Annotated in this window: 18 protein-coding genes; 14 read left to right on the top strand and 4 right to left on the bottom strand. The window is 71.1% G+C overall.

Annotation, left to right across the window (positions count from 1 at the left end; genetic code table 11):
* Window positions 1–31 precede the first annotated feature (31 nt).
* Together ACEN8D_RS00600 and ACEN8D_RS00605 are read left to right on the top strand one after the other, a co-directional pair.
* Window positions 32–1,966 (top strand): hypothetical protein, encoded by a 1,935-nt coding sequence (locus tag ACEN8D_RS00600; protein WP_413461484.1) that lies wholly within the window; start codon window positions 32–34, stop codon window positions 1,964–1,966.
* Between the two features lie 111 nt (window positions 1,967–2,077).
* Entirely contained in the window at window positions 2,078–2,209 is a 132-nt protein-coding gene (locus ACEN8D_RS00605) for a hypothetical protein (RefSeq protein ID WP_258027649.1), read from the top strand.
* 111 nt (window positions 2,210–2,320) lie between these two features.
* Here ACEN8D_RS00605 and ACEN8D_RS00610 read toward each other — a convergent pair whose 3' ends face one another.
* On the bottom strand, window positions 2,321–4,165 hold the full coding sequence (locus ACEN8D_RS00610; protein ID WP_413461770.1) for an AMP-dependent synthetase/ligase: 1,845 nt from the start codon (window positions 4,163–4,165) through the stop codon (window positions 2,321–2,323).
* Between the two features lie 121 nt (window positions 4,166–4,286).
* Between ACEN8D_RS00610 and ACEN8D_RS00615 the strand changes: the two genes are divergently transcribed.
* The 3 genes from ACEN8D_RS00615 to ACEN8D_RS00625 all read left to right on the top strand — a co-directional run bounded on the left by ACEN8D_RS00615 (window position 4,287) and on the right by ACEN8D_RS00625 (window position 7,454).
* On the top strand, window positions 4,287–5,240 hold the full coding sequence (locus tag ACEN8D_RS00615; protein WP_070418641.1) for an ROK family glucokinase: 954 nt from the start codon (window positions 4,287–4,289) through the stop codon (window positions 5,238–5,240).
* A 32-nt stretch (window positions 5,241–5,272) separates the two neighbouring features.
* On the top strand, window positions 5,273–6,013 hold the full coding sequence (locus tag ACEN8D_RS00620; RefSeq protein WP_413398930.1) for a lysophospholipid acyltransferase family protein: 741 nt from the start codon (window positions 5,273–5,275) through the stop codon (window positions 6,011–6,013).
* A 97-nt stretch (window positions 6,014–6,110) separates the two neighbouring features.
* On the top strand, window positions 6,111–7,454 hold the full coding sequence (locus tag ACEN8D_RS00625) for a class II 3-deoxy-7-phosphoheptulonate synthase (protein ID WP_092387865.1): 1,344 nt from the start codon (window positions 6,111–6,113) through the stop codon (window positions 7,452–7,454).
* 275 nt (window positions 7,455–7,729) lie between these two features.
* Here the strand turns inward: ACEN8D_RS00625 and pknB are convergent, their stop codons facing one another.
* A complete protein-coding gene (gene pknB, locus ACEN8D_RS00630) occupies window positions 7,730–9,754 on the bottom strand; it encodes a Stk1 family PASTA domain-containing Ser/Thr kinase (protein WP_413461754.1) in 2,025 nt (674 codons plus the stop codon).
* A gap of 169 nt (window positions 9,755–9,923) precedes the next feature.
* Entirely contained in the window at window positions 9,924–11,099 is a 1,176-nt protein-coding gene (locus ACEN8D_RS00635; RefSeq protein WP_495601240.1) for a LysM peptidoglycan-binding domain-containing protein, read from the bottom strand.
* A 220-nt stretch (window positions 11,100–11,319) separates the two neighbouring features.
* On the opposite strand from ACEN8D_RS00635, the gene ACEN8D_RS00640 reads away from it, so the two are divergent.
* A complete protein-coding gene (locus ACEN8D_RS00640) occupies window positions 11,320–11,685 on the top strand; it encodes an Rv2175c family DNA-binding protein (protein WP_229087087.1) in 366 nt (121 codons plus the stop codon).
* 132 nt (window positions 11,686–11,817) lie between these two features.
* On the opposite strand, the gene ACEN8D_RS00645 is transcribed toward ACEN8D_RS00640, so the two are convergent.
* Window positions 11,818–12,936, bottom strand: a complete 1,119-nt coding sequence (locus tag ACEN8D_RS00645; protein ID WP_413461753.1) for a polyprenyl synthetase family protein — start codon at window positions 12,934–12,936, stop codon at window positions 11,818–11,820.
* Window positions 12,937–13,019: 83 nt separating this feature from the next.
* Here ACEN8D_RS00645 and ACEN8D_RS00650 point away from each other — a divergent pair, with 83 nt between their 5' ends.
* From ACEN8D_RS00650 to mraY, 8 genes are all read left to right on the top strand, one after another.
* The gene (locus ACEN8D_RS00650; RefSeq protein WP_413400247.1) at window positions 13,020–13,415 is read left to right on the top strand and encodes an SCO2097 family morphological protein; all 396 of its coding nucleotides are present in this window, start codon (window positions 13,020–13,022) and stop codon (window positions 13,413–13,415) included.
* A gap of 843 nt (window positions 13,416–14,258) precedes the next feature.
* Complete coding sequence (mraZ, locus tag ACEN8D_RS00655; protein ID WP_022906684.1) at window positions 14,259–14,690, top strand: division/cell wall cluster transcriptional repressor MraZ; 432 nt, start codon at window positions 14,259–14,261, stop codon at window positions 14,688–14,690.
* Between the two features lie 106 nt (window positions 14,691–14,796).
* Window positions 14,797–15,762 (top strand): 16S rRNA (cytosine(1402)-N(4))-methyltransferase RsmH, encoded by a 966-nt coding sequence (gene rsmH, locus ACEN8D_RS00660; protein WP_175473627.1) that lies wholly within the window; start codon window positions 14,797–14,799, stop codon window positions 15,760–15,762.
* Window position 15,763: 1 nt separating this feature from the next.
* Window positions 15,764–16,417: a cell division protein FtsL gene (gene ftsL, locus ACEN8D_RS00665; RefSeq protein ID WP_309886818.1), complete on the top strand. Its 654-nt coding sequence runs from the start codon at window positions 15,764–15,766 to the stop codon at window positions 16,415–16,417.
* Between the two features lie 58 nt (window positions 16,418–16,475).
* Window positions 16,476–18,245 carry a peptidoglycan D,D-transpeptidase FtsI family protein gene (locus tag ACEN8D_RS00670; RefSeq protein WP_309886819.1) on the top strand — a complete coding sequence of 590 codons (1,770 nt, stop codon included), beginning with the start codon at window positions 16,476–16,478 and terminating at the stop codon, window positions 18,243–18,245.
* A gap of 14 nt (window positions 18,246–18,259) precedes the next feature.
* Entirely contained in the window at window positions 18,260–19,897 is a 1,638-nt protein-coding gene (locus ACEN8D_RS00675) for a Mur ligase family protein (RefSeq protein ID WP_413398535.1), read from the top strand.
* On the top strand, window positions 19,894–21,399 hold the full coding sequence (locus ACEN8D_RS00680; protein WP_413398536.1) for a UDP-N-acetylmuramoyl-tripeptide--D-alanyl-D-alanine ligase: 1,506 nt from the start codon (window positions 19,894–19,896) through the stop codon (window positions 21,397–21,399). The genes ACEN8D_RS00675 and ACEN8D_RS00680 overlap by 4 nt, the downstream gene beginning before the upstream one ends.
* Complete coding sequence (mraY, locus tag ACEN8D_RS00685) at window positions 21,396–22,499, top strand: phospho-N-acetylmuramoyl-pentapeptide-transferase (protein ID WP_070418650.1); 1,104 nt, start codon at window positions 21,396–21,398, stop codon at window positions 22,497–22,499. The genes ACEN8D_RS00680 and mraY overlap by 4 nt, the downstream gene beginning before the upstream one ends.
* The last annotated feature ends 1 nt before the right edge of the window (window position 22,500 follow it).

Here is a 22,500-nt window from a genome sequence, read left to right on the forward strand (position 1 = left end):
GTACGGTGACCGCGTCGACCAGGGGAGCACCATGACACAGGGACCAGCCCGCCGCGCCGTCGTCGCCGTCGTCGCCGTCCTCGGCGTCCTCGGCGTCCTCGCCGTCGCCGCGGCCACCGCCGTCGGCCCGGCCACCACCGCGCCGGCCGAGGCGGCCACCAAGGCCACCCAGGCCACCGCGAGCAGCGTGGCCGCCGCCACGGCCGCGACCGTGCCGACCTACACCGAGTCGCCGGACTACGCCACCGAGACCTTCGGCGACCCCTGGGACTACAGCAACACCGCCGACCAGAACACCGACCGCGTCGGCTACGGCCGCTACTCGATCAGCAAGGGCCACCTGATCGGCACCCTCGAGCGCTCCACCTACTTCTCCCCGGTCGAGACCATGCCCGGCACGCTGCCCTACGGCCGCGACGGCGCCCTCCACCCGATCGACACGAAGCGCTACACGCACCTCTCCGTCTCGATGGACCAGCCGTACGCCGGCCGGCAGATCGCGATCAGCTGGTTCACCTGCGCGGCACGATCGCTCAGCTGCATGGGCGGCGTGACGGCGAAGGTCGAGAAGGGGAACCACGTCGTCGACGTCGACCTCACCGGGAAGTCCGTCATGGGCGGGCACGTCCCCTGGACCGGTTCGAAGCCGACGCTGCTCCGCGTGCAGCCGATCGTCGTCCACACCGGCGAGAGCCCGAGCGGGAAGGTCAGCATCGACTGGACCCGGCTCCACGGCGGCTCCGCTCCGCAGGACGCCCTGCCGGCGGGCGACTACGGCACCTTCCGGGTCGTCGCCCGACCGATCGCGGTCGTGGACAGCCCGAACCCCGACCAGGGCAAGGACCTCGCGGCCGTCCAGCGCGGGCGCTCCTGGGTCCTGACGAACGGCGTCGCCGGGCGCGGCGTCACGCTGAAGAACGCCCGGTTCCGCAGCTGGAGCTCCGTCGGCCTCACCGCGCAGAACGCCGGCCCGATCGTGCGCGACCCCGAGGTCGTCTTCCCGGTGTCGGCCTTCGACGGCAAGCAGTACCACTGGCTGTCCTGGTCGATGTCGTACGACGGCGCCTACGACCTCCGCAACGCCCCCGGCGGCGGGAAGATGGCGCGCCTGGTGTGGTCGGTGCGCGGCGCGAAGGGCCTGCAGGTCAGCAACGACGTCCTGACCTTCTCCGGAGCCAACGCCACCCCGGTCGGTCCGAACGAGTCGGGCGAGAACCGCATCGACTTGGCGGCGACGAACCCCCTCGACGAGACGATGCCGAAGGGCAGCCCCGGGTGGAAGCAGGTCGTCACGAGCCTCCGCTGGGACCCGAACGAGGACCGCGGCGCCGCCGTCTGGCACCTCAAGTCGTTCCACCTCCGCGCGGACCCGGCAGCCAACGGGTGGACACGCATCGGCTTCCACGACGCCGCCTGGACCGCCGGGACGACCGCGAAGGTCACCGTGACGCGCGACGGCACGACGACGAAGCGCGTGCTGGTGGACGGCGTGGCCGTGGCGAAGGGTGCGAACAGCGTGCCGTTCGTCCTCGGCTCACTGCCGGCGGGCAGCTACCACGCGACCGTCACGCTCCGGCACCCGGACGGCTCGACCGCGACGAGCACCTCCGCGGCGCCCGTCCGGATGTCGGCTGCCCCGGTGGGCGCCCACGACCCGCGCGGGCACGAACAGGCACCGGCGGCCACCGCGACGGGGGTCACGGTCGCGGGCTGGGCCTACGACCCGGACACGACCCGGCCGCTGACGATCCGCGTCGCCGAGGCCGGGCGGGTCCTCGCGACCGGCACGACCGGCCTCACCCGGAACGACGTCCGGAAGGTGCACCCGGACGCGCCGGTCGGCTCCGGCTACCGCATCGCGGTCCCGCTGGCGAGCGGCTCGCACACCCTCTGCACGACCGCCGTCGGCACCGGCTCGGGCATGCCCGAGACCGACCTCGGATGCCGGACCGTCCGCGTTCCGTGAACGCCGTGGTGACACCCCAACGTGGGATTGTCGCTTTGTCCTGACGAAGAGGTACCGTATCGCCGTCGGCTTCCCACCGACACCGTTTCCCACACCCCCCAGGACATCCCCATGACCGCACAGAACGACGAGCTCAGCTCGCACCGCACCCGCACCAACCGTCGCCCCACCGAGGTCCAGGTCACGACCTCCTCGACGGCCGTCCTCGACGCTCCGGAGACGCAGCAACCGCAGGAGCGCTGAGCGCGCGGGCGGACGCGACCACGGGTCGCGCCCCGCGCGCAGGGTGACGCACAGGAGGCGCGGTGCCGGTCCACGGGACCGGCACCGCGCCTCCTGGCACGCGTCGCGGACCTAGCCCCGGCGGCGGCGACCCTCGACGACGGGCGTCGCGGTGGTCTGCACCTTCGACCCCGAGTAGATGTGCTCGACGTCGACGGCGAAGTCCTTCAGGACGACCGCGCGCTTGATCGTCAGCTTCGGCGTGAGGTGCCCCGACGCCTCGGTGAGGTCGGTGTCGAGCACCGTGAACGACCGGACCGACTCGGCACGTGACACGCGCTGGTTGGCTGCGTCGATCGCCTCCTGCACGGCCTGGTGGACCCGCTCGTCGTAGGCGGCCTCGTGCGCGGAGAGCGCCGGGGTGATCCCGCGCGTCTCGCACCAGCCGGCGAGCATGTCCCGGTCGAGCGTGACGAGGGCGGCGACGAAGGGCTTGCCCTCGCCGACGACGACGACCTGGCCGATGAGCGGGTGCTCGCGGATGCCGTCCTCGAGCGGTGCCGGTGCGACGTTCTTGCCGCTGGCCGTGACGATGAGCTCCTTGGCGCGGCCGGTCACGGTGAGGACGCCGTCGGTGTCGAGCCGGCCGAGGTCGCCGGTCCGGAACCAGCCGTCGACGAGGGCCTTCGCGGTGGCCTCGTCGTTCCGCCAGTAGCGGTCGAAGACGTCGACGCCGCGGATGAGGATCTCGTCGTCCTCGGCGATCCGGATCTCGACGCCCGGGAGCGCGCGGCCGACACTGCCGATCCGGAGCTCCCCGGCTCGGTTCACGGTCGCGGGAGCGGTCGTCTCGGTGAGGCCGTACCCCTCGAGGATGAGCACCCCGATCGACCGGAAGAAGTGCGACAGCCGCGGGGAGAGCGGTGCCGAGCCGCTCACGGCGTAGCGGACGCGGCCGCCCATCGCGTCGCGGAGCTTGGCGTAGACGAGCCGGTCGAAGAGCTTGAACCGGAGGGCGAGTCCGAGCGGGACCTTCCCGCTCGCGAGGGCCTCGGAGTGCGCGACCGCGGTCTTCGCGGCGGCGCGGAAGATCCGCCCCTTGCCGCCGAGGTCGGCCTTCTGCTCGGCGGAGTTGTAGATCTTCTCGAACACGCGCGGGACGGCGAGCAGGAACGAGGGCTTGAACGTCGACACCGCGTGCATGAGGTCCTTCGTGTCCGGCTCGTGACCGACGAGGACGCCCGCGGAGACGGACATCACCGCGATGAACCGGGCGAAGACGTGGGCCATCGGGATGAACAGCAGCGTCGAGGCGTCGTCGGCGACGACCTCGGGCATCGCCTCCGACGCGCCCTCCACGGTCGCGGTGAAGTTGTCGTGCCGGAGCACGCAGCCCTTCGGCCGGCCCGTCGTCCCCGAGGTGTAGATGATCGTGGCGTCGTCGTGGCCGTGCACGTCGACGGTACGGGCGTCGAGCTCGGCGTCGGTGACGTCCTCGCCGAGGCGGACGAGGTCGTCGAGCCCGCCGCCGTCGATCGTCCAGTGCTGGCCGAGGTGCGGCAGGTCCGGTGCGATCGACGCGACACGGCGAGCGTGCTCCTCCTGCTCGACGACGATCGCGACGGCCTCGGAGTCGGAGAGGATCCAGCGGACCTGGTCGGGGGAGCTGGTCTCGTAGACCGGGATCGACACGAGGCCGGCGGACCACACGGCGAAGTCGACGAGCGTCCACTCGAGGCGGGTGCGCGACAGGATCGCCACGTGCGCGCCGGGCTCGAGGCCCGCAGCGACGAAGCCCTTCGCGATCCCGCGGACCCGACGTTCGACGTCGGCTGCGCTGATCGGGGTCCAGGTGTCGCCGCGGCGCTCGGCGAGGATCGGACGGTCCGGTGTCGCCCGCGCACGCTCGGAGAGCAGTCGGGCAGCCGAGCCGTGGTCGGGTGCGGTGATCGGGGTTGGGTGCCGCTGATCGTTCACGGTGACTCCCTTGTCGGCCGGTTCGATTCGAGTGCGCCTCATCGTCGAGGCGACACCGCCAGCATAGGGCGCGGTGTCGAGCGTTCCGTGTGGACGCAGGGAACCGGTAGGCTCGTTCCTCGTGCACGCCATCGGAATCGACATCGGGGGCACCAAGATCGCGGGAGCGGTCGTCACGGAACTGGGCGAGATCGTCGCCGAGGACCGGGTGGCCACCAACGCTGCGGACCCGGACGCCATGCTCGACGACGTGGTGGCGATGGTCTCGCGACTGCGCGCCGCGAACGAGGTCAGCGCGGTGGGCGTCGCCGCGCCGGGCTTCATCGACGCCTCGCAGTCGATCGTCTACTACACGCCGAACATCCGGTGGCGGAACGAGCCGCTGCGCCAGAAGCTGCAGCAGCGCATCGGTGACCTGCACATCACCGTGGACAACGACGCCAACGCGGCGGGCTGGGCGGAGTTCCGCTTCGGTGCCGGTCGGCTCGTGTCCGACATGACCATGCTGACGATCGGGACCGGCGTCGGCGGTGCGATCGTCACCGAGGACCGCCTCTTCCGCGGGGGCTTCGGCACCGGTGGCGAGATCGGCCACCTCCGGATCGTGCCGAACGGCCTCCCGTGCGGCTGCGGCGCCCGCGGCTGCATCGAGCAGTACGGCTCCGGTCGTGCCCTGCAGCGCATGGCGAACGACGTCGCGGACGCCGGCGGCATCGGCTCAGCCCTCGCCGACGCGCGTGCGGCCAACGGCGGCGAGCTCGACGGGCACATCGTCGGCGACCTGATCCTGGCCGACGACCCCGGTGCCCTCGCGGCCCTGCGGCGGCTCGGTCGGCACCTCGGCGAGGCCTGCGCCTCGCTGTCCGCCGTGCTCGACCCGCAGCTCTTCGTCTTCGGCGGCGGCGTCGCGAGTGCGGGGGACCGGCTGCTCGACCCGATCAAGCAGGCCTACCTCAACAACCTGCCGGCCCGGGGCTACCACCCGGAGCCGGACTTCGTGATCGCCGAGCTCGTCAACGACGCCGGTGTCGTCGGCGCGGCCGACCTCGCTCGGATCCACGCCCGCACGGCGTAGGGTCGCACCACCCCACCGTCTCGGAGTCGACGATGACCTACTGGCTGCTGAAGAACTTCCTGCTCGGGCCGCTCATCCTCACGCTCTTCCGGCCGTGGGTCGTCGGCCGTGAGCACGTCCCCGCGACGGGGCCGGTGATCTTCGCGTCCAACCACATCTCGTTCATCGACTCGGTGATCCTGCCCGCCGTGCTCGACCGCCGGCTGTCGTTCCTGGCGAAGAGCGACTACTTCACGGGTCGCGGGCTCAAGGGCTGGGCGACGAAGACGTTCTTCAACGCCATCGGCCAGCTGCCCATCGACCGTTCCGGCGGCAAGGCGTCCGAGGCGTCGCTCCGGACCGGGCTGCAGGTCCTCGCCCGGGGTGAGCAGCTCGGCATCTACCCCGAGGGCACCCGCAGCCCGGACGGCAAGCTCTACCGGGGCCGCACCGGCATCGCCCGCATGATCCTCGAGGGGCGCGTCACCGTCGTCCCCGTCGCCATGGTCGGCACGCGCGAGGTGCAGCAGATCGGGCAGCGCTTCCCGAAGTTCAAGCGCGTGGGCGTCGTCTTCGGCAAGCCCCTCGACTTCTCCCGCTTCGAGGGCTTCGAGACCGACCGCTTCATCCTCCGCAGCGTCACCGACGAGGTCATGCACGAGCTCGCCGGGCTGAGCCGCCAGGAGTACGTCGACGTCTACGCGACGAGTGTCAAGGAGCGGGCGAGCACGGCGCGCGAGCAGGTCCTCCGCGGCAAGGTCACGCGGAATGGGCGGGGCACCTCGGCACGTTAGGATTCGATGGTTCCGGCATCCGCCCGGACGGCCATCCCTTCGAGAGGTACCACCCTTGTTCGAGTCGACCGACTTCGTCGCCCTGCAGGATCCGGACGTGATCGAGGGCCTCGACTATTGGCGGACGCTCCCGATCAAGCAGCAGCCCACGTGGCCGGACGCCAGCGCGGCCGAGGCCGCCTCGGCCGAGATCGCCACGCTGCCCCCGCTCGTCTTCGCGGGCGAGGTCGACAAGCTGCGTGAACGGCTCGCGTCGGCGGCCCAGGGCAAGGCGTTCCTGCTGCAGGGCGGCGACTGCGCCGAGACGTTCGCCGGTGCAACGGCGGACTCGATCCGCGACCGTGTGAAGACCATCCTCCAGATGGCCGTCGTGCTCACCTACGGTGCGTCGATGCCCGTCATCAAGATGGGCCGCATGGCCGGGCAGTTCGCCAAGCCGCGCTCGAGCGACTTCGAGACCCGCGGCGACGTCACGCTGCCCGCCTACCGCGGCGACATCGTGAACGGCTACGACTTCACCCCGGAGAGCCGCCAGGCCGACCCCCGTCGCCTCGTGCAGGGCTACCACACCGCTGCGTCGACCCTGAACCTCGTCCGTGCCTTCACGCAGGGCGGGTTCGCCGACCTGCGCCAGGTGCACTCGTGGAACAAGGGCTTCGCGTCGAACCCGGCGAACGCCCGGTACGAGCACCTCGCGAAGGAGATCGACCGCGCGATCCGCTTCATGGACGCCTGCGGTGCGGACTTCGACGAGCTGAAGCACGTCGAGTTCTACGCCTCGCACGAGGGGCTGCTCATGGACTACGAGCGCCCGATGACCCGGATCGACTCGCGGTCCGGGCTCGCCTACGACACCTCCGGACACTTCATCTGGATCGGCGAGCGCACCCGCGACCTCGACGGCGCCCACGTGGACTTCCTGTCCCGCGTGCGGAACCCGATCGGCGTCAAGCTCGGCCCGACGACCTCGGTCGACGACATGAAGGCCCTGGTCGACAAGCTCGACCCGAACCGCGAGCCGGGGCGTCTCACGTTCATCACCCGCATGGGCGCCGGCAAGATCCGCGACGAGCTGCCGAAGCTGCTCGAGGCGATCAAGGGTATGGACGCCAATCCGCTGTGGGTGACGGACCCGATGCACGGCAACGGCCTGACGACGCCGACCGGGTACAAGACCCGCCGGTTCGACGACGTCGTGGACGAGGTCCTCGGCTTCTTCGAGGCCCACCGCGAGGTCGGCACGTACCCGGGCGGCATGCACGTCGAGCTCACCGGTGACGACGTCACGGAGTGCCTGGGCGGCTCGGAGCAGATCGACGAGGCCACCCTCGCGACTCGCTACGAGTCCCTGTGCGACCCGCGGCTGAACCACATGCAGTCGCTCGAGCTGGCGTTCCTGGTCGCCGAGGAGCTCGGCGCCCACCCGCACGTGCGCGCGTAGCGCGGTCGCGATCCGCGAAAGCGACAGGGTCCTGCGGAGTCTCCGCGGGACCCTGTCGCCTCAGCGGCACGGGCCGAGCGGCGACGCGCACGTCCGTCGCGTTCGCGCAGTGGTCGCCACGACCGACGGACGGGAGGCGCGGTGCCAGCCCGCACCGCGCCTCCCGTCCGTCACGCGCTTACGGCCGGGGCCGAGACTCGGCCCGGCGGACAGTTCGGGCTGCGCGAGGGCGCGGAACTGTCCGCGGGGCCGAGACTCGCCGCCGCGCGGTTCGCCTACTGCTTGTAGGCGAGCGTGATCGTGTCGCCGCGGTGCACCGTCGTGCCCGCCGCCGGGTCGGTGGACTCGACGGGGAGCGAGGCCTTCCAGTCGTAGAAGCCGCACAGGATGTTCGTGCAGTCCGGCACCGAGACCTTCAGCCCGAGCGCGTCGAGCGTCGAGGTGGCGTCGTTGATCGTCTTCCCGTGCACGTCCGGCAGCGTGATGGGCGCCGGACCCTTGGACACGACGACGTCGATCGCGGAGCCGCGTAGGACGGGGTCGTCCTGGGCCTTCGCGGACATGATCTGCCCCTCGGGCACGTCGTCGCTGAACTGGCCGTCCTGCGAGCCGAGCGTGAGCCCCACCGTGTCGAGCGTCGCCGTGGCGTCGCTCACGGACTTGCCGACCACGTCCGGGACCGCGCCGAGGGAGACGGTGAGCGTCACCGGGCCGCGTTCGCCGTAGGTCTCGACCGTCGAGAGGTCGATCGTCTGGCCGTCGGTGCCGAGGCCCGTCGCGGCGATGACGGTGTCCTTCGGGGCGTCGGCGGAGAACTGGTACTGGTCGTCCTGCAGCTGGAAGTCGTCGTCGAGCGCCGCGGTGACGGTGGAGAGCGGCTGCCCCACGATGGCCGGCAGGGCGATCATCTTCGGGCCGTTCGACACGACGATCTGCACCGAGGTGCCCTTGCGGACCTCGCGCTCGGCGGCGGGCTTGGTCGTCGACACCTGGCCCTTCGCGACGACGGCGTCGAAGCGGGTCGCGGTCGACGACGCCGTGTGGAGGCCCTGCGCCTCGAGCAGCTGTCGTGCCTGCGAGACGGACTTGCCCGTGACCTCGGGGATGCGGACGTTGCCCCACGGCCCGGGTCCGAGCGCCCAGCCGATCGAGCCGCCGATCGCCATGAGCACGAGGACGACGACGAGGATGATCCACCCGCGCTTGCGACGCTTGGTCGACTTGTCGGCGAGCCGCTGTCCGGCGGGGGAGAGGGCTCCTGGCTGCGACCCGGTCCGGCGGGGACCCGGCGCGTTCCGACCACCGCGGCCGCCGGCTTGCTGGGCCGACGAGCGCTGGGCCGGTTCGAGGATGGTGGTCGCGTCGCCCGAGTCCGCCGAGGTCGGCGTCGCGGACCCGGCGGGGATGATCGCGGTCGCGTTCTCGGGGCGCAGCACAGCGGTGCGGTACTGACCGGTGGCGCGCTGCTGGTCGCCCGACATGTGGTCGAGCATCTCGCGGGCGTCGCGCGGCCGGTCGTCCGGGTTGCGGGCGGTGGACCAGGCGACGAGGTCGTCGAGCTCCGGCGGGACCCCGGCGACGGCGGCGCTCGGCGCGGGGACGGAATCGTTGGCGTGCTGGTAGGCGATCTGCATCGGCTGCTCGCCCTTGTAGGGCTGCTCGCCGGTGAGCATCTCGTACAGCATGATGCCGAGCGCGTAGATGTCACTGCGGGAGTCGGCGGCGCCGCGCGTGACGAGCTCGGGGGAGAGGTACGCGATCGTCCCGAGCAGGGCCGCCCCGGTCGCGGTGTTCGCCGTGGTCGCACGGGCGAGACCGAAGTCGCCGAGCTTGATGCGGCCGTCGTCGGCGAGGAGGACGTTCTCCGGCTTGAGATCGCGGTGCACGATGCCGGCGCGGTGGGCCGAGGCGAGCCCGGCGAGGACGGCCCGGAGGATGTCGGTCGCCTGCTCCGGCGTCAGCGCGTGGTGTTCCTGCAGGAGGTCGCGGAGCGTGATGCCCGGAATGTACTCCATGACGATGTACGCCGTGTCGTCCTCGGCGCCCTGGTCGTACACGCCGACGAGGTTCGGGTGGGAGAGCCGGGCGGCCGACCGGGCCTCTTGGATGAAGCGCTCCCGGAAGGCCTGGTCGTCCGCCAGGTGGCCGTGCATGATCTTGATCGCGACGCGCCGCTCGAGCCGCACGTCGGTCGCCAGGTACACGGTCGCCATGCCCCCGCGCGCGATGCGGGAGCGTACGCGGTACCGGTGATCGATCATGCGACCGATCATCGGATCCGTGGCGGCGTTGGTGGTCATCGGCGGCATTCTACGAATCGGGACTGCACGGACCCGCACTGACGCTCCGGTCGTGACCGAATCTCGATCTTGCGGATGACTCGGTTCCGCCGAGCGGCCAGGCGCGCGAGCGCGCGCGACGGCCCGGCGGACGGGCGTGCGAGCGCGCGCGACGGCCCGGCGGCCAGGCTCAGAGCGACGCCAGCAGGCTCTGCGCGGTCTTCTCCCACTGCGCGTACGCCTTCGGGTACGCCGACACCTGCACGGCCTGCGCCGCGGTCGTGACGTTCATCGACGACCACCCGGCGATGTCGAGCAGCCCGCGGGTGTGCCCGGGGTTGCCCGTGAAGAACCGCTTCGCCGCCGTCGCCGGGTCCTGGAGGACCGCAGCGGACCCCCAACCCTGGCTCGGCCGCTGCTGGAACAGCCCGACCGAGTCGCGGTCCCCGTGGGAGAGGTTGCGCAGGCTCGACTCCTGCATCGCCGCGGCGAGGGCGATGACGATCCCGTGGTCGGACACCCCGAGGGAGCGGCCGACCGCCACGATCGTCGCCGCGTTGCCCCGCTGCTCGGCGGAGAGCGATGGGCCCGACGACGGCAGGACGAGCGTCTTGCCGGCGTAGATCGTGCTCGTGTAGGTGAGCCCGTTCGCCGAGAGGAGCGCCGAGACCGTCACGCCGTGCGAGGCCGCGATCGAGGCGATGGTGTCACCCGTCCCGATCTTCACGCTGCCGGCCCGGGCCGACGACGCACTGCCGGACGCGGATGCCGGAGCGGACGCGACCGCGGCCACCGGCGCTGCCGTCGCACCCGCGGTCGGCACCCGCAGCGTCTGCCCGGGGTAGATCACCGAGCGCTGGGAGAGCTTGTTCGCACTGAGGAGCGCCGTGGTCGACACACCGACGCGCGAGGCGATGCCGGACACCGTGTCGCCCTGTTTGACGTGGTAGCTGCCCGTGGCCGAGGTCGTCGCCGACGCCGTGCTGACCGCCGGCGTCGAGGAGAGGTGCAGCGTCTGCCCGGGGTGGATGATCGTGTTCCAGCCGAGGCCGTTGCGCACGAGGACCTCCTGCGCGGACAGGCCGTAGCGGGCGGCGATGCCCGACACGGTGTCGCCCTGACGGACGGTGTAGTTCGTGGGCACAGCCGTGGTGGGCGCCTTCGTCGAGACGGCGGCGACCGTGGTCACGGTGGTCTGCGACGGACGGGCGACGGCGGTCTCGAAGACCGGTCGATCGGTCACCGTGCGGTCCTCGTCGACGTGCCGCTTGTTGCGGTTGTCGTCGTCGTGGCGCGGTTCGGCGTGGGCGACCGGGCCGGTGAGTCCGGCGGTCACCGCGATCGTCCCCGCGAGGACGATGGGCATGGTCGCGAACCGGGCGGATCGTGCGCGCCGGGCGTCTTCGTCTGCAGCGTTGTCCACGGTGTCTCCTGTTCGAGCGGTGAGCCGTTGCACGTGCGTGCGCACTCACAGGTGTTCCCACGCTGGCATGGCGTGATTCCCAAGTCAACCAGAGAGTCGGATGTTGCGTGTGTGACGAATGTGACGAACGAGTCGGTGTGGTGCCCCGTCCCACTCTGGCAACATGGGGCCTGTGAGTGCTGCACCCATCGACGACACGACCCTTTCCGAGCGATGGCTGACCGTCCCCGACCTGGTGGACCTGCTCGGGGTGAGCCCCGGACGCGTCCACCGGCTCTTCGAGCAGAAGACGCTGCTGGCCGCGCGCATCGACGGTGTCCTGCGTGTGCCGAGCGAGTTCCTCGACGACACTGAGCCCCTGCCCGAACTCCGCGGGACGCTCATCGTCCTGTCCGACAACGGCTTCACCGACGACGAGGCCGTCCGCTGGATGCTCTCCGTCGACGACGCGATGGGCACCTCGCCGATCGCCGCGCTGCGCGCCGGCCGCAAGGCCGAGGTGCGTCGCATCGCCCAGTCGCTGCTCTAGCGGTTCCCACGTCGGGTCCAGGAGGCGCGGTGCTAACCGGCACCGTCCCTCCCGTCACGGCCGTCGTGCCGCTGGCGCGTCACGCCGGAACCGGCGGGTGGGGCCCACCTCCTGGCATGCAGGTGGCGGCGTCTACGCGGAGCGGCGGCTGACCGTGTCGGCCAGCGCGACGAGCTGCTCGCGCGCCGACGGCGTCAGCGGCGCCGCCTCGATCGCCGCCTTCGCGCGCTGCACGTGCCGCTCGATCGACCGCTCGACGGCGGCGACCGCACCGGACTCGGTGAGTGTCGCGCGGAGCATCTGCACCTGCGCCTCGTCGAGGTCCGGATCGCCCAGGAGCTCGTCGAGCAACTGCCGGGGGCCACTCGGCAACGCCTTGCGGGCCGAGGCGATGAGGACGGTGCGCTTGCCCTCGCGCAGGTCGTCGCCGGCGGGCTTGCCGGTGACCTCGGGGTCGCCGAAGACACCGAGCATGTCGTCGCGGAGCTGGTACGCCACGCCGAGGGGGAGGCCGAACGCCCGGAGCCCCTCGAGCTGCGCGTCCGACGCCCCGGCCACGAGGGCACCGATCACGAGCGGGGCCTCGATCGAGTACTTCGCGGACTTGAAGACGATGACGCGCTGGGCCCGGACGAGGTGCTCGTCCTCGTCGATGGTCGGCCAGGCGGTCTCCTCGTGCACGTCGAGGTACTGCCCCGCCGTGACGTCGAGGCGCATGGTGTGGAACTCCTGGCGGACGATGCGGCCCCGCGCGGGGTCGAGCAGGGCGAGCCCCTCGTCGAAGACGGAGTCGCTCAGGGAGAGCAGGAGGTCGCCGAGCAGCAGGGCCGAGTTCGTGCCGTAGAGCGCCCGGTCGCCGACCCAGCCCGACTCCTCGTGCAGGGACTCGAACCGGCGGTGCGCTGCAGGACGCCCGCGACGGGTGTCCGAGCGATCCATGATGTCGTCGTGGACGAGCGCCGCGGCGTGGAAGATCTCGAGCGCGGCCGCGACCGTGACGATCGCCTCGGCCGTGGTCTGCCGGGACCCTTCGCCGAGCGGGTCGAACGAGCCCGACCGACCCGCGACGGACTGCCAGCCCCAGTAGCAGAACAGGGCCCGGAACCGCTTGCCCCCGGCGAGCAGATCCCGCGCGTACTCGTCGAACGGACCCAGGTCCGGACTGATCGCGGCGAGCCGTTCCCGTTGGTCGTCCAGCGCCCGATCGATCCGCGCCGACACGAGGTCCACTAATCGCGTACTCTCAGCCACACTCCCTACCCTAGTGGAGCGGTCGAGTCGTAGACTCGGTCCACCTCAACCACGCGTCGATCCCAGGAACAGAGGGAACAAAGATGCCACTCTCGGAGCAAGAGCAGCGCCTCCTCGAAGAGATGGAGCGCAGCCTCTACCAGAATGACTCCGACTTCGTCGCGCGTGTCACGCGTCGCCAGGGTCGTCCGACGTACACGTCGATCACGCTCGGGGTGCTCGGAGCACTCGCCGGCGTCGCCATCGTCATCGTCGGGTTGGTCATGCGCCAGCCGCTCGTCGGGATCCTCGGCTTCGTCGTGATGCTGGCCGGAGTCCTCTTCGCGCTGCGTCCCGGTATGCGAGCCCCCAAGGCGAAGGCGCCTCGGGCCGGCAAGCCGTCGACGGGCGGAGCCTCGCGGCCGAGTCAGGGCGGCGGCGGGTCCTTCATGGACCGGATGAACGACCGCTGGGACAAGCGGAACGACAACCAGGGCTAGCGGCCCTCCACACTCCTCCACGGGGTCGGTCCTTCGGGTCCGGCCCCGTTTCGTGCGTCCGGGGGGTGGGCCGGGCGTCGGCTTGGGTGGGCGGGCGCCGGGGCGGTCGCGGCTGGCGAGGTTCCACGATCGTGGCATCTCGGCCGCCCGGAGCGGCAGTTCCCGGGACCTCGGCGTCGAACGTTCGGCGAGTCGTGGAACCCCGCCCGGTGCTCGGGATCCGGCACGGCCGTCCGGAGGTGCCGAGCGGGCGAAACACGTCCCGTTCGAGGCCGCGCGGCGGCGGATCGTGCCCGCTCGGCGACCGGGCGAAATTGGTCCCGTTCGAGGCCGCGCGGCGGCCGATCGCGCCCGCTCGGCGGTCCGCGCGCGGCGGGTCGTGACCGCGGGGGTGGGCGGTGCGTGCCATCGGACGGGAGGCGCGGGTCGGCGCCGCACCGCGCCTCCCGTCCCGCAGGTGCCCGCTGAACGGGCGCAACACGCCGCCGGCCGGTCGCCGAGCGGGCGCGAAACGGCCCGCTCGGCGCCGCTGAGCGAACGATTCCGCCCGCTCGGCGAGCGGCACGAGCGGCACGAGCGGCGCGAGCCGCCGCCGCGCCGCGGGAGCGCGCGCTCGAGCTGTGGAAGTCCTCCACTTCCCTCCACGCGCTCCACATCCCTCCACCGGGTCTCCGATCCCCGAGGATTCGGGCTTCTCCGCGCTCGAGCGCGCCGGAACTGAGCCTCCATCGACCCCAAAACAGGGCACGACGGCGATTTCGGGAATGATTTCCGCACCCTGGGGAGGGGAGTGGAGTAAAGTGGGGGACACAACGGTCCGGTGGAGCGGAGGGGAGGCCCGACGTGCTGCTCGGTACCCATGCCCCGAAGCTCGACGAGAAGGGTCGCGTGATCCTCCCCGCCAAGTTCCGGGACGAACTGTCCGGGGGCCTCGTGATGACCCGCGGGCAGGAGCGCTGCGTCGTCGTCTTCAGCGCGGACACGTTCGAGCAACTGCACGAGCGCATCCGCACCGCACCGATGACCTCGAAGCGCACCCGGGACTACATGCGCCTGTTCCTCTCCGGAGCGAGCGCGGAACAGCCCGACAAGCAGAACCGCGTCACCATCCCGCAGAACCTCCGCGAGTACGCGGGGCTCGAGCGGGACCTGACGGTCATCGGCTCCGGTGACCGTGCCGAGATCTGGTCGACCCCCGCTTGGGAGGCCTACTACGCAGAAGTCGAAGAGGGCTTCGCCGACAACGACGAGGAGGTGATCCCGGGGATCTTCTGATCCGTGGATCGGGACTCCCAGCCGTGCATCCCTGACACCCCTTCCCCGGTGTCAGGTCGCATGGATGGGGATCCGGACCCGCGGCCCGGAGGACGAGGGGCTGCACATGGCCGAGAACGAGACGGGCGCACAGCGCTTCCCCCACACCCCGGTGATGCTCGAGCGCATCGTCGACCTCTTCACGCCCACCCTCGAGGGGCCGGGCAAGGTCGTGGTCGACGCGACGCTCGGCATGGGCGGCCATTCCGAGGGGCTGCTCGAGCGCTTCCCGGAGCTGACACTCATCGGCCTCGACCGCGACACCGACGCGCTCGGCATCGCGGGGGAGCGGCTCGCCCGCTTCGGTGACCGCGTCCGCCTGGTGCACACGGTCTACGACGGCATCGTCGACGCGATCGAGGGCGAGGGCTTCGACGAGGTCGACGGCGTCCTGTTCGACCTCGGCGTCAGCTCCCTGCAGCTCGACCGTGCCGAGCGTGGCTTCGCGTACAGCCAGGACGCACCGCTCGACATGCGGATGGACCGGACCGAGGGGCAGACCGCCGCCGACGTCCTCGCCACCTACGACGAGGGCGAGCTGCGCCGGATCTTCCAGCGCTACGGCGAGGAGAAGCTCGCAGGACGCTACGCCCGGGCGATCGTCGAGCGACGGGCGACCGCCCCGTTCGAGATGTCCGGCGACCTCGTCCAGGTCCTGCACGACGCGACCCCGGTGGCCATCCAGCGCCAGGGGCACCCCGCGAAGCGCGTGTTCCAGGCGCTGCGCATCGAGGTGAACGCCGAACTGAGCGTGCTCGAACGGGCGATCCCGGCAGCGCTCGACGCCATCGCGGTCGGTGGCCGCATCGTCGTCGAGTCGTACCAGTCGCTCGAGGACCGCATCGTCAAGCGGGCGCTGACCGCACGGACGAAGTCGAGCGCACCCGCTGGCCTGCCGGTCGAACTGCCCGAGCACCGGCCGACGTACGAACTGGTCGTCAAGGGCGCCGAGCTGGCCGACGAAGCCGAACGCGCCGCCAACCCACGAGCAACCCCCGTGCGCCTGCGCGCGGCCGAGCGGATCCGGAAGTGACATGAGCACGAACCTCGCACTCGTCGACCCCGCCGTCGTCCCGTCCCGCGCCCCGCGTCCGACGCGGCAGAACCGGCCGGAGCTCGTCGAGGTCACCCCGACGAAGGCCCAGCGCCGTGCCCGCCCGCGCATCGCGTACGCCGTGGTGGCGGTGGCCGCCCTCGGCATCCTGCTCCTCGCGCAGCTCGGCATCAGCATGGTGCTCAGCCAGGGCGCGTACACGCTGAACTCCCTCAGCGCGGAGCAGACGAACCTCTCCCGCACGCAGCAGTCGCTGTCCGAGGAGCTCCGAGTGCTCGACTCGCCGCAGAACCTGGCCCGCAACGCGCAGGCACTCGGCATGATCGCGAACTCGACGCCGGTGTACCTCGACCCGAAGACCGGCCGCGTGTACGGCACGCCGACCCCGGCGGTCGCGGACCAGGCCACGGCGGCGACCTCGAACCAGGTCCCGAACTCGCTGCTGGACGAGGTGCCGCTCGCCGCGAAGCAGGGCGACACCTCCACCAGCAAGGAGACCGGGCCCACGGCGGGCAGCGACGCCGCCGCGGCGGACGCTGGGAAGACCGCAGGCGCCAGCGCGTCGGCCGGGGCTTCCTCGACGGCCGACGTAGAGTCCGACCCGAACCAGCTCCAGGCCCCGTCCACCCGGTGACCTGCGGGCCGGGGGCTCCTGCCGCACGACCGCTCCACCCCGGGAAGGACCGCACCGCGTGACGAAGACGATCCGCAGCCGACGACTCCGCTACAGCGTCGTGATGATCGCCGTGATCGCCCTCGTGGCGGTCTTCGTGATCCGCCTCGTCGACATCCAGGTGGTCCAGGCCGCCGCGCTCAACGAGCTGTCGAAGGAGAAGCGGAGCATCCCCGTCACGATCTACGGCACCCGCGGGTCGATCGTGGACCGCAACGGGACCGAGCTCGCCGACAGCGTCACCCGGTACAACATCACGACCGCGCCACGCCTGGTCAAGAAGTTCGAGGGCAAGCTCGGCGGCACCCGGGTGAAGGACGTCTCGGTCGACCAGGCACTGACGGCATTGGCGAAGGCGTCGGGCGGTGACGTCGCCACCATGCAGAAGAACATCGCGGCCAACCCGCGGTCCGACTTCGCCTACCTGGTCAAGGGCCTCGACGTGAAGCACTACGAGGCGGTGACCGCGCTCGACATCCCCTGGATCTACAAGGAGCAGCAGGCGTCACGGGTGTACCCGACGGGTGCGACGGCCGGCAACATCACCGGCTTCATGGGCACCGACGGCGCCCAGGCCGGCCTCGAGTACGCCTACGACAAGTGCCTGGCCGGGTCGAACGGCTCCGAGACGTACGAGCGCGGGTCCGACGGTGTCCAGCTCCCGGGCAGCACCGTGACCACGAAGGAAGCCAAGGACGGCGGGACCGTCGAGACCACGATCGACGGCGACCTGCAGTACATGGCCGAGCAGACGATCGCGTCCGCCGCGAAGTCCCTGCAGGCCGAGTCGGCGACGGCGACCGTCACGAGCGTGAAGACCGGCGAACTCCTGGCCGTCGCGGACTACCCGACGGTCGACCCGAACAACGTCGACGGCACGACCGACAAGGGCGCGTTCGGCTCCCGGGCCCTCACGGCCACGTACGAGCCCGGCTCCACCATCAAGGCCGCCATCGCCGCGGCCCTCATCGACCAGGGCAAGTCGAGTCCGACCGACCAGGCCGTCGTGCCGTACACGCGCTCGTTCCCCTGGGGCGGGTCGATCCACGACTCCGAGTTCCACGACACCGAGAACCTCACGCTCACGGGCATCCTGCAGAACTCCTCGAACGTCGGGATCACCGAGCTCGGCGAGCGACTGACCGCGCAGCAGCGGTACGACTACATGCAGAAGTTCGGCCTGTTCGAGCCCGAGTCGGCGATCGACTACCCGGGCCAGCCGTCGATGGACTACGGCACGAGCCCGAACTGGGACCAGCAGACGAACATCAACTCGATGTTCGGCCAGGGCATCTCGACGACCGCGATCCAGGTCGCGAGCATCTTCCAGACCCTGGCGAACGACGGCGTCCGGATCCCGCTGCACCTCGTGAAGGGGTGCCAGACCGCCGACGGCAAGACGATCGACGCGCCCGACGTGCAGCCGACGCGCGTCGTGTCCGCGAACGCCGCGACGCAGGTCACGGACATGCTGCAGAGCGTGGTCACCGGCGGCACCCTCGTGGGGATGAAGCCGATCTCCGGCTACAACATCGCCGCGAAGACGGGCACGGCCGAGGTCGCCGAGGGGTCGAAGGGCTACGGCGGCCAGCGCATCACCTCGGTGGCCGGAATGGCACCCGCCGAGGACCCCCAGTATGTTGTCACGGTGACGTTCACGAAGCCGCAGGCCAACAAGTGGTCCAGCGGAGCGGCTCCGGCGTTCCGAACTCTCATGTCCCAGGTGCTCGAGAAGTACCGAGTAGCCCCCTCCACGACGCCGGCGAAGACCTACCCGACCACGTGGTGAGGAAGAAGGAGCACTTGTCCGCACGGATCCCCCCGGTCCTCCGACCCGAACACCCGACCCCGAGGGCCGTGGCCGAACTCGCGAACGCGTTCGGTCTGCGAGTCGTCGGCTCGGTCGACGCCGTCGAGACGACCGGCGTCACCCTGAGCGCCGCCGAGGTGCAGCCGGGTGACCTCTTCGTCGGCGTGCACGGTGCGAACCGGCACGGCGCGGAGTTCTCCGCCGAGGCCGCCGAGCGCGGCGCGGTCGCGGTCCTGACCGACGACGCCGGCGTGGAGCACGCCCAGGCGGCAGGTCTGCCGGTGCTCGTCGTCGACGACCCCCGTGCGGCCCTCGGCGACGTGTCGGCGTGGGTGTACCGCACCCACCCGGACGAGGCCACCGACCTGCCGCAGCTGTTCGCCGTCACCGGCACGAACGGCAAGACGAGCACGTCCTACATCCTCGAGGGGATCCTCAAGCAGCTCGGCCTCGTCACGGGCCTCAGCTCCACCGCCGAGCGGCACATCGGCGCGCTCAGCGTCACGAGCCGCCTCACCACGCCCGAGGCGAGCGAGATGCACGCCCTGCTCGCCCGGATGCGCGAGAGCGAGGTGCGCGCGGTCGCCGTCGAGGTGAGCGCCCAGGCCCTCAGCCGCCACCGCGTCGACGGCATCGTCTTCGACGTCGCGGCCTTCACGAACCTGTCGCACGACCACCTCGACGACTACGCCGACATGGAGGAGTACTACCAGGCGAAGCTCCCGCTGTTCCAGCCCGAACACGCCCGTCGCGGTGTCGTCTCGCTGGACACGGACTGGGGTCACCGCGTGGTGCAGGACTCCCGGATCCCGGTCACGACCATCACGGTCCACCCCGACGTCGAGGCCGAGTGGCACGTCGACATCGTCGAGGCGCACGCCGCCTACACGGAGTTCCGCCTGACCGGTCCCGAGGGCCGTGCGCTCACCACCCGTGTGCCGCTGATCGGCTGGCACATGGCCGCGAACGCCGCGCTCGCGATCGTGATGCTGGTCGAGGGCGGGTTCGAGCTCGGCGCCATCGCGCACGCGCTCGAGACGAACCACCGCCGCTACCCGGACGAGGACGAGCGCGAGCAGCGCGGCGAGCGGACGAGCGCCATCGAGTGCTACCTGCCCGGCCGGACCGAGCGCGTCTCGGGCGACCGCGGCCCGAGCGTCTACGTCGACTTCGGCCACAGCGCCGACGCCTTCGAGAACACCCTCGCGGCCGTCCGGCAGTTCACCCCCGGCAAGGTCCTCATGCTCTTCGGCGCCGACGGCGACCGCGACAAGACCAAGCGCGGTGACATGGCCCGCGTGGCGGCTGCGGGGAGCGACATCCTCGTCGTCACCGACCACCACCCGCGCTTCGAGGACGCCGCGTCGATCCGGAAGACCCTCGTCGACGCCGCGCGCGAGGCGTTCCCCGAGCACGAGCTCCACGAGGTCAGCCCGCCCGAGGCTGCGATCCGCACCGCGGTGAGCCTCGTCGGCGAGGGGGACTCGATCCTCTGGGCCGGCCCCGGCCACCAGGACTACCGCGACATCCAGGGCGTCCGCACGCCGTACTCGGCACGCGACGAAGCCCGCCAGGCCCTCCGCGAGGCCGGTTGGGAACCGAACTCCGGCCCCACCGAGGAACTCCGATGATCGCCATGACCCTCGCCGAGATCGCGACAGCGGTCGACGGCGAGCTGATCCCGGGTGCCCAGGCGACCGACGTCGCCGACCAGGGCGACCTGGTCGTCGACGGCACGGTCGAGACCGACTCCCGCCTCGTGACGCCGGGCAGCGTGTTCTTCGCGCTCCCGGGCGAGGTCACCGACGGGCGACGCTTCGTCCCCGCGGCGACCGAGGCCGGCGCCGCGCTCGTCATCACGCCCGAGCGCGTCGAGACCACGGCACCGCAGATCGTCGTGGCGGACGGCTACGACGCCCTCGCCGCGCTCGCACACGAGGTCGTCACGCGCGTCCGGATGGCGACCGCCGACCGCGTCGACGTCGACGGACGCCCGGCGCCGCTCAAGGTCGTCGGGATCACCGGCTCGAACGGCAAGACGAGCACGAAGAACATGCTCCGCACGATCCTCGAGCAGCACGGCGAGACCGTCGCGCCGCAGGGGTCGTTCAACAACCACGTCGGTGCGCCGATCTCGATGCTCCGCATCACCGAGGACACCCGGTACCTGGTCGTCGAGATGGGCGCGAGCGGCATCGGCCACATCGCCAAGCTCGTCGCGATCGCCGAGCCGGACGTCGGCGTCGTCCTCAAGGTCGGCCTCGCGCACGCCGGCGAGTTCGGCGGGATCGAGGCGACCCAGCGCGCCAAGTCCGAGATGGTCACCGACCTGCCCCGGAGCGCGACCGCGCTCCTCAACGTCGACGACGACCGTGTCGCGTCGATGCGCGACCTGACGGCCGCCCACGTCGTCGGCTTCGGCACGTCCGACGACGCCGACTACCGCATCACCGGCATCGAGACGGACCGCAACGGCACCCGTTTCACGCTCACCGCGCCTCCCGTCCGCCAGGAAGGCGACCCGTCTGCGGACGGACGGCCAGGAGGCACGGATCACGTCGACGTGCAGCTCGCGATCCTGGGTGAGCACCACGCCATGAACGCGTCCGCCGCGCTCACGGTCGCCCACCTGTGGGGCGTCCCGCTCGCCGCCGGCGCCGCCGCGCTCGCGTCGATGACACGCGCCGAGCGTTGGCGCATGGAGCTCCTCCCCGGCGGCCCCGATGGCGTCACCGTGATCAACGACGCCTACAACGCGTCGCCCGACTCGACCGCAGCGGCGCTGCGGACCCTGGCGCAGATCGTGCGCCCGGGGGAGCGGACCGTCGCCGTGCTCGGCGAGATGGCCGAGCTCGGCGAGTTCTCGACGGAGGAGCACGACCGCATCGGTCGGCTCGTCGTCCGTCTCGGCATCGGACAGCTCGTGGTCGTCGGCCGCGGCGCGATGCCCATCCACCAGGCCGCCACCCTCGAGGGATCGTGGGACGGCGAGTCCGTGTTCATCGAGGACGTCGACGACGCCGTCCACTCACTGCAGGACATGCTCCGCCCCGGCGACGTCGTCCTCGTCAAGTCCTCGAAGTCCGCCGAACTGCGATTCCTCGGCGACCGCCTCGGAGGTGTCACCGAATGATCGCCCTCCTGATCGCCGGCGCCGTGTCGCTGGTGTTCACACTGCTGCTCACGCCGCTGTTCATCAAGCTGTTCCACCGCCTCGGCTGGGGACAGTTCATCCGCGACGACGGCCCGCAGTCGCACCACACGAAGCGCGGCACGGCGACGATGGGCGGCATCGTCCTCATCATCGGCGCGGTGCTCGGCTACTTCGTCGGACACCTGGTCGGCCGTGATTCGGTCACGCTGTCCGGCCTGCTCGTCCTGTTCCTCATGGTCGGCCTCGGGTTCGTCGGGTTCATCGACGACTTCCTCAAGGTCCGTCGTCAGCGCAGTCTCGGCCTCGGCGGCTGGGCGAAGGTCCTCGGGCAGGTCATCGTCGGCGTCATCTTCGCGACCGTCGCGCTCGTCGTCCCGTCCGGCAACGGCAAGCCGCCGGCGTCGACGATGGTGTCGGCCATCCGGGACATCCCGTGGCTCGACTTCATGGCGCTCGGCACCGTGATCGGCACCGTGCTGTTCCTGGCGTGGATCGTCCTGCTGACGGTCTCGACGTCGAACGGCGTGAACGTGGCGGACGGGCTGGACGGTCTCGCGACCGGCTCGAGCATCCTGGCCATCGGCTCGTACGTGATCATCGGCTTCTGGCAGTCGAACCAGATCTGCGGCGGTGCCCGGCTCGACGCGAACACCGAGCACGCCTGCTACACCGTGACCAACCCGCTGGACCTCGCGGTCGTGGCGGCGGCGGTCTGCGGTGGCCTGATCGGCTTCCTCTGGTACAACACGTCGCCGGCACAGATCTTCCTCGGCGACACCGGGTCGCTCGGGCTCGGCGGCGCGCTGGCCGGCCTCGCGATCCTCAGCCGCACGGAGCTCCTGCTCATCCTCATCGGTGGTCTGTTCTTCATCGTCACCGGCTCGGTCATCCTGCAGCGGGCGTACTTCAAGATCACGCACGGCAAGCGCATCTTCCGGATGAGTCCGCTGCACCACCACTTCGAGTTGAAGGGGTGGGCCGAGGTGACCGTCGTCGTCCGGTTCTGGATCATCGCGGGACTCTGCGTCGCCGCGGGTGTCGGACTGTTCTACCTCGAATGGATCGCACGAGTTGGTTGAC

This window comes from Curtobacterium sp. Curtsp22 (assembly GCF_059492135.1).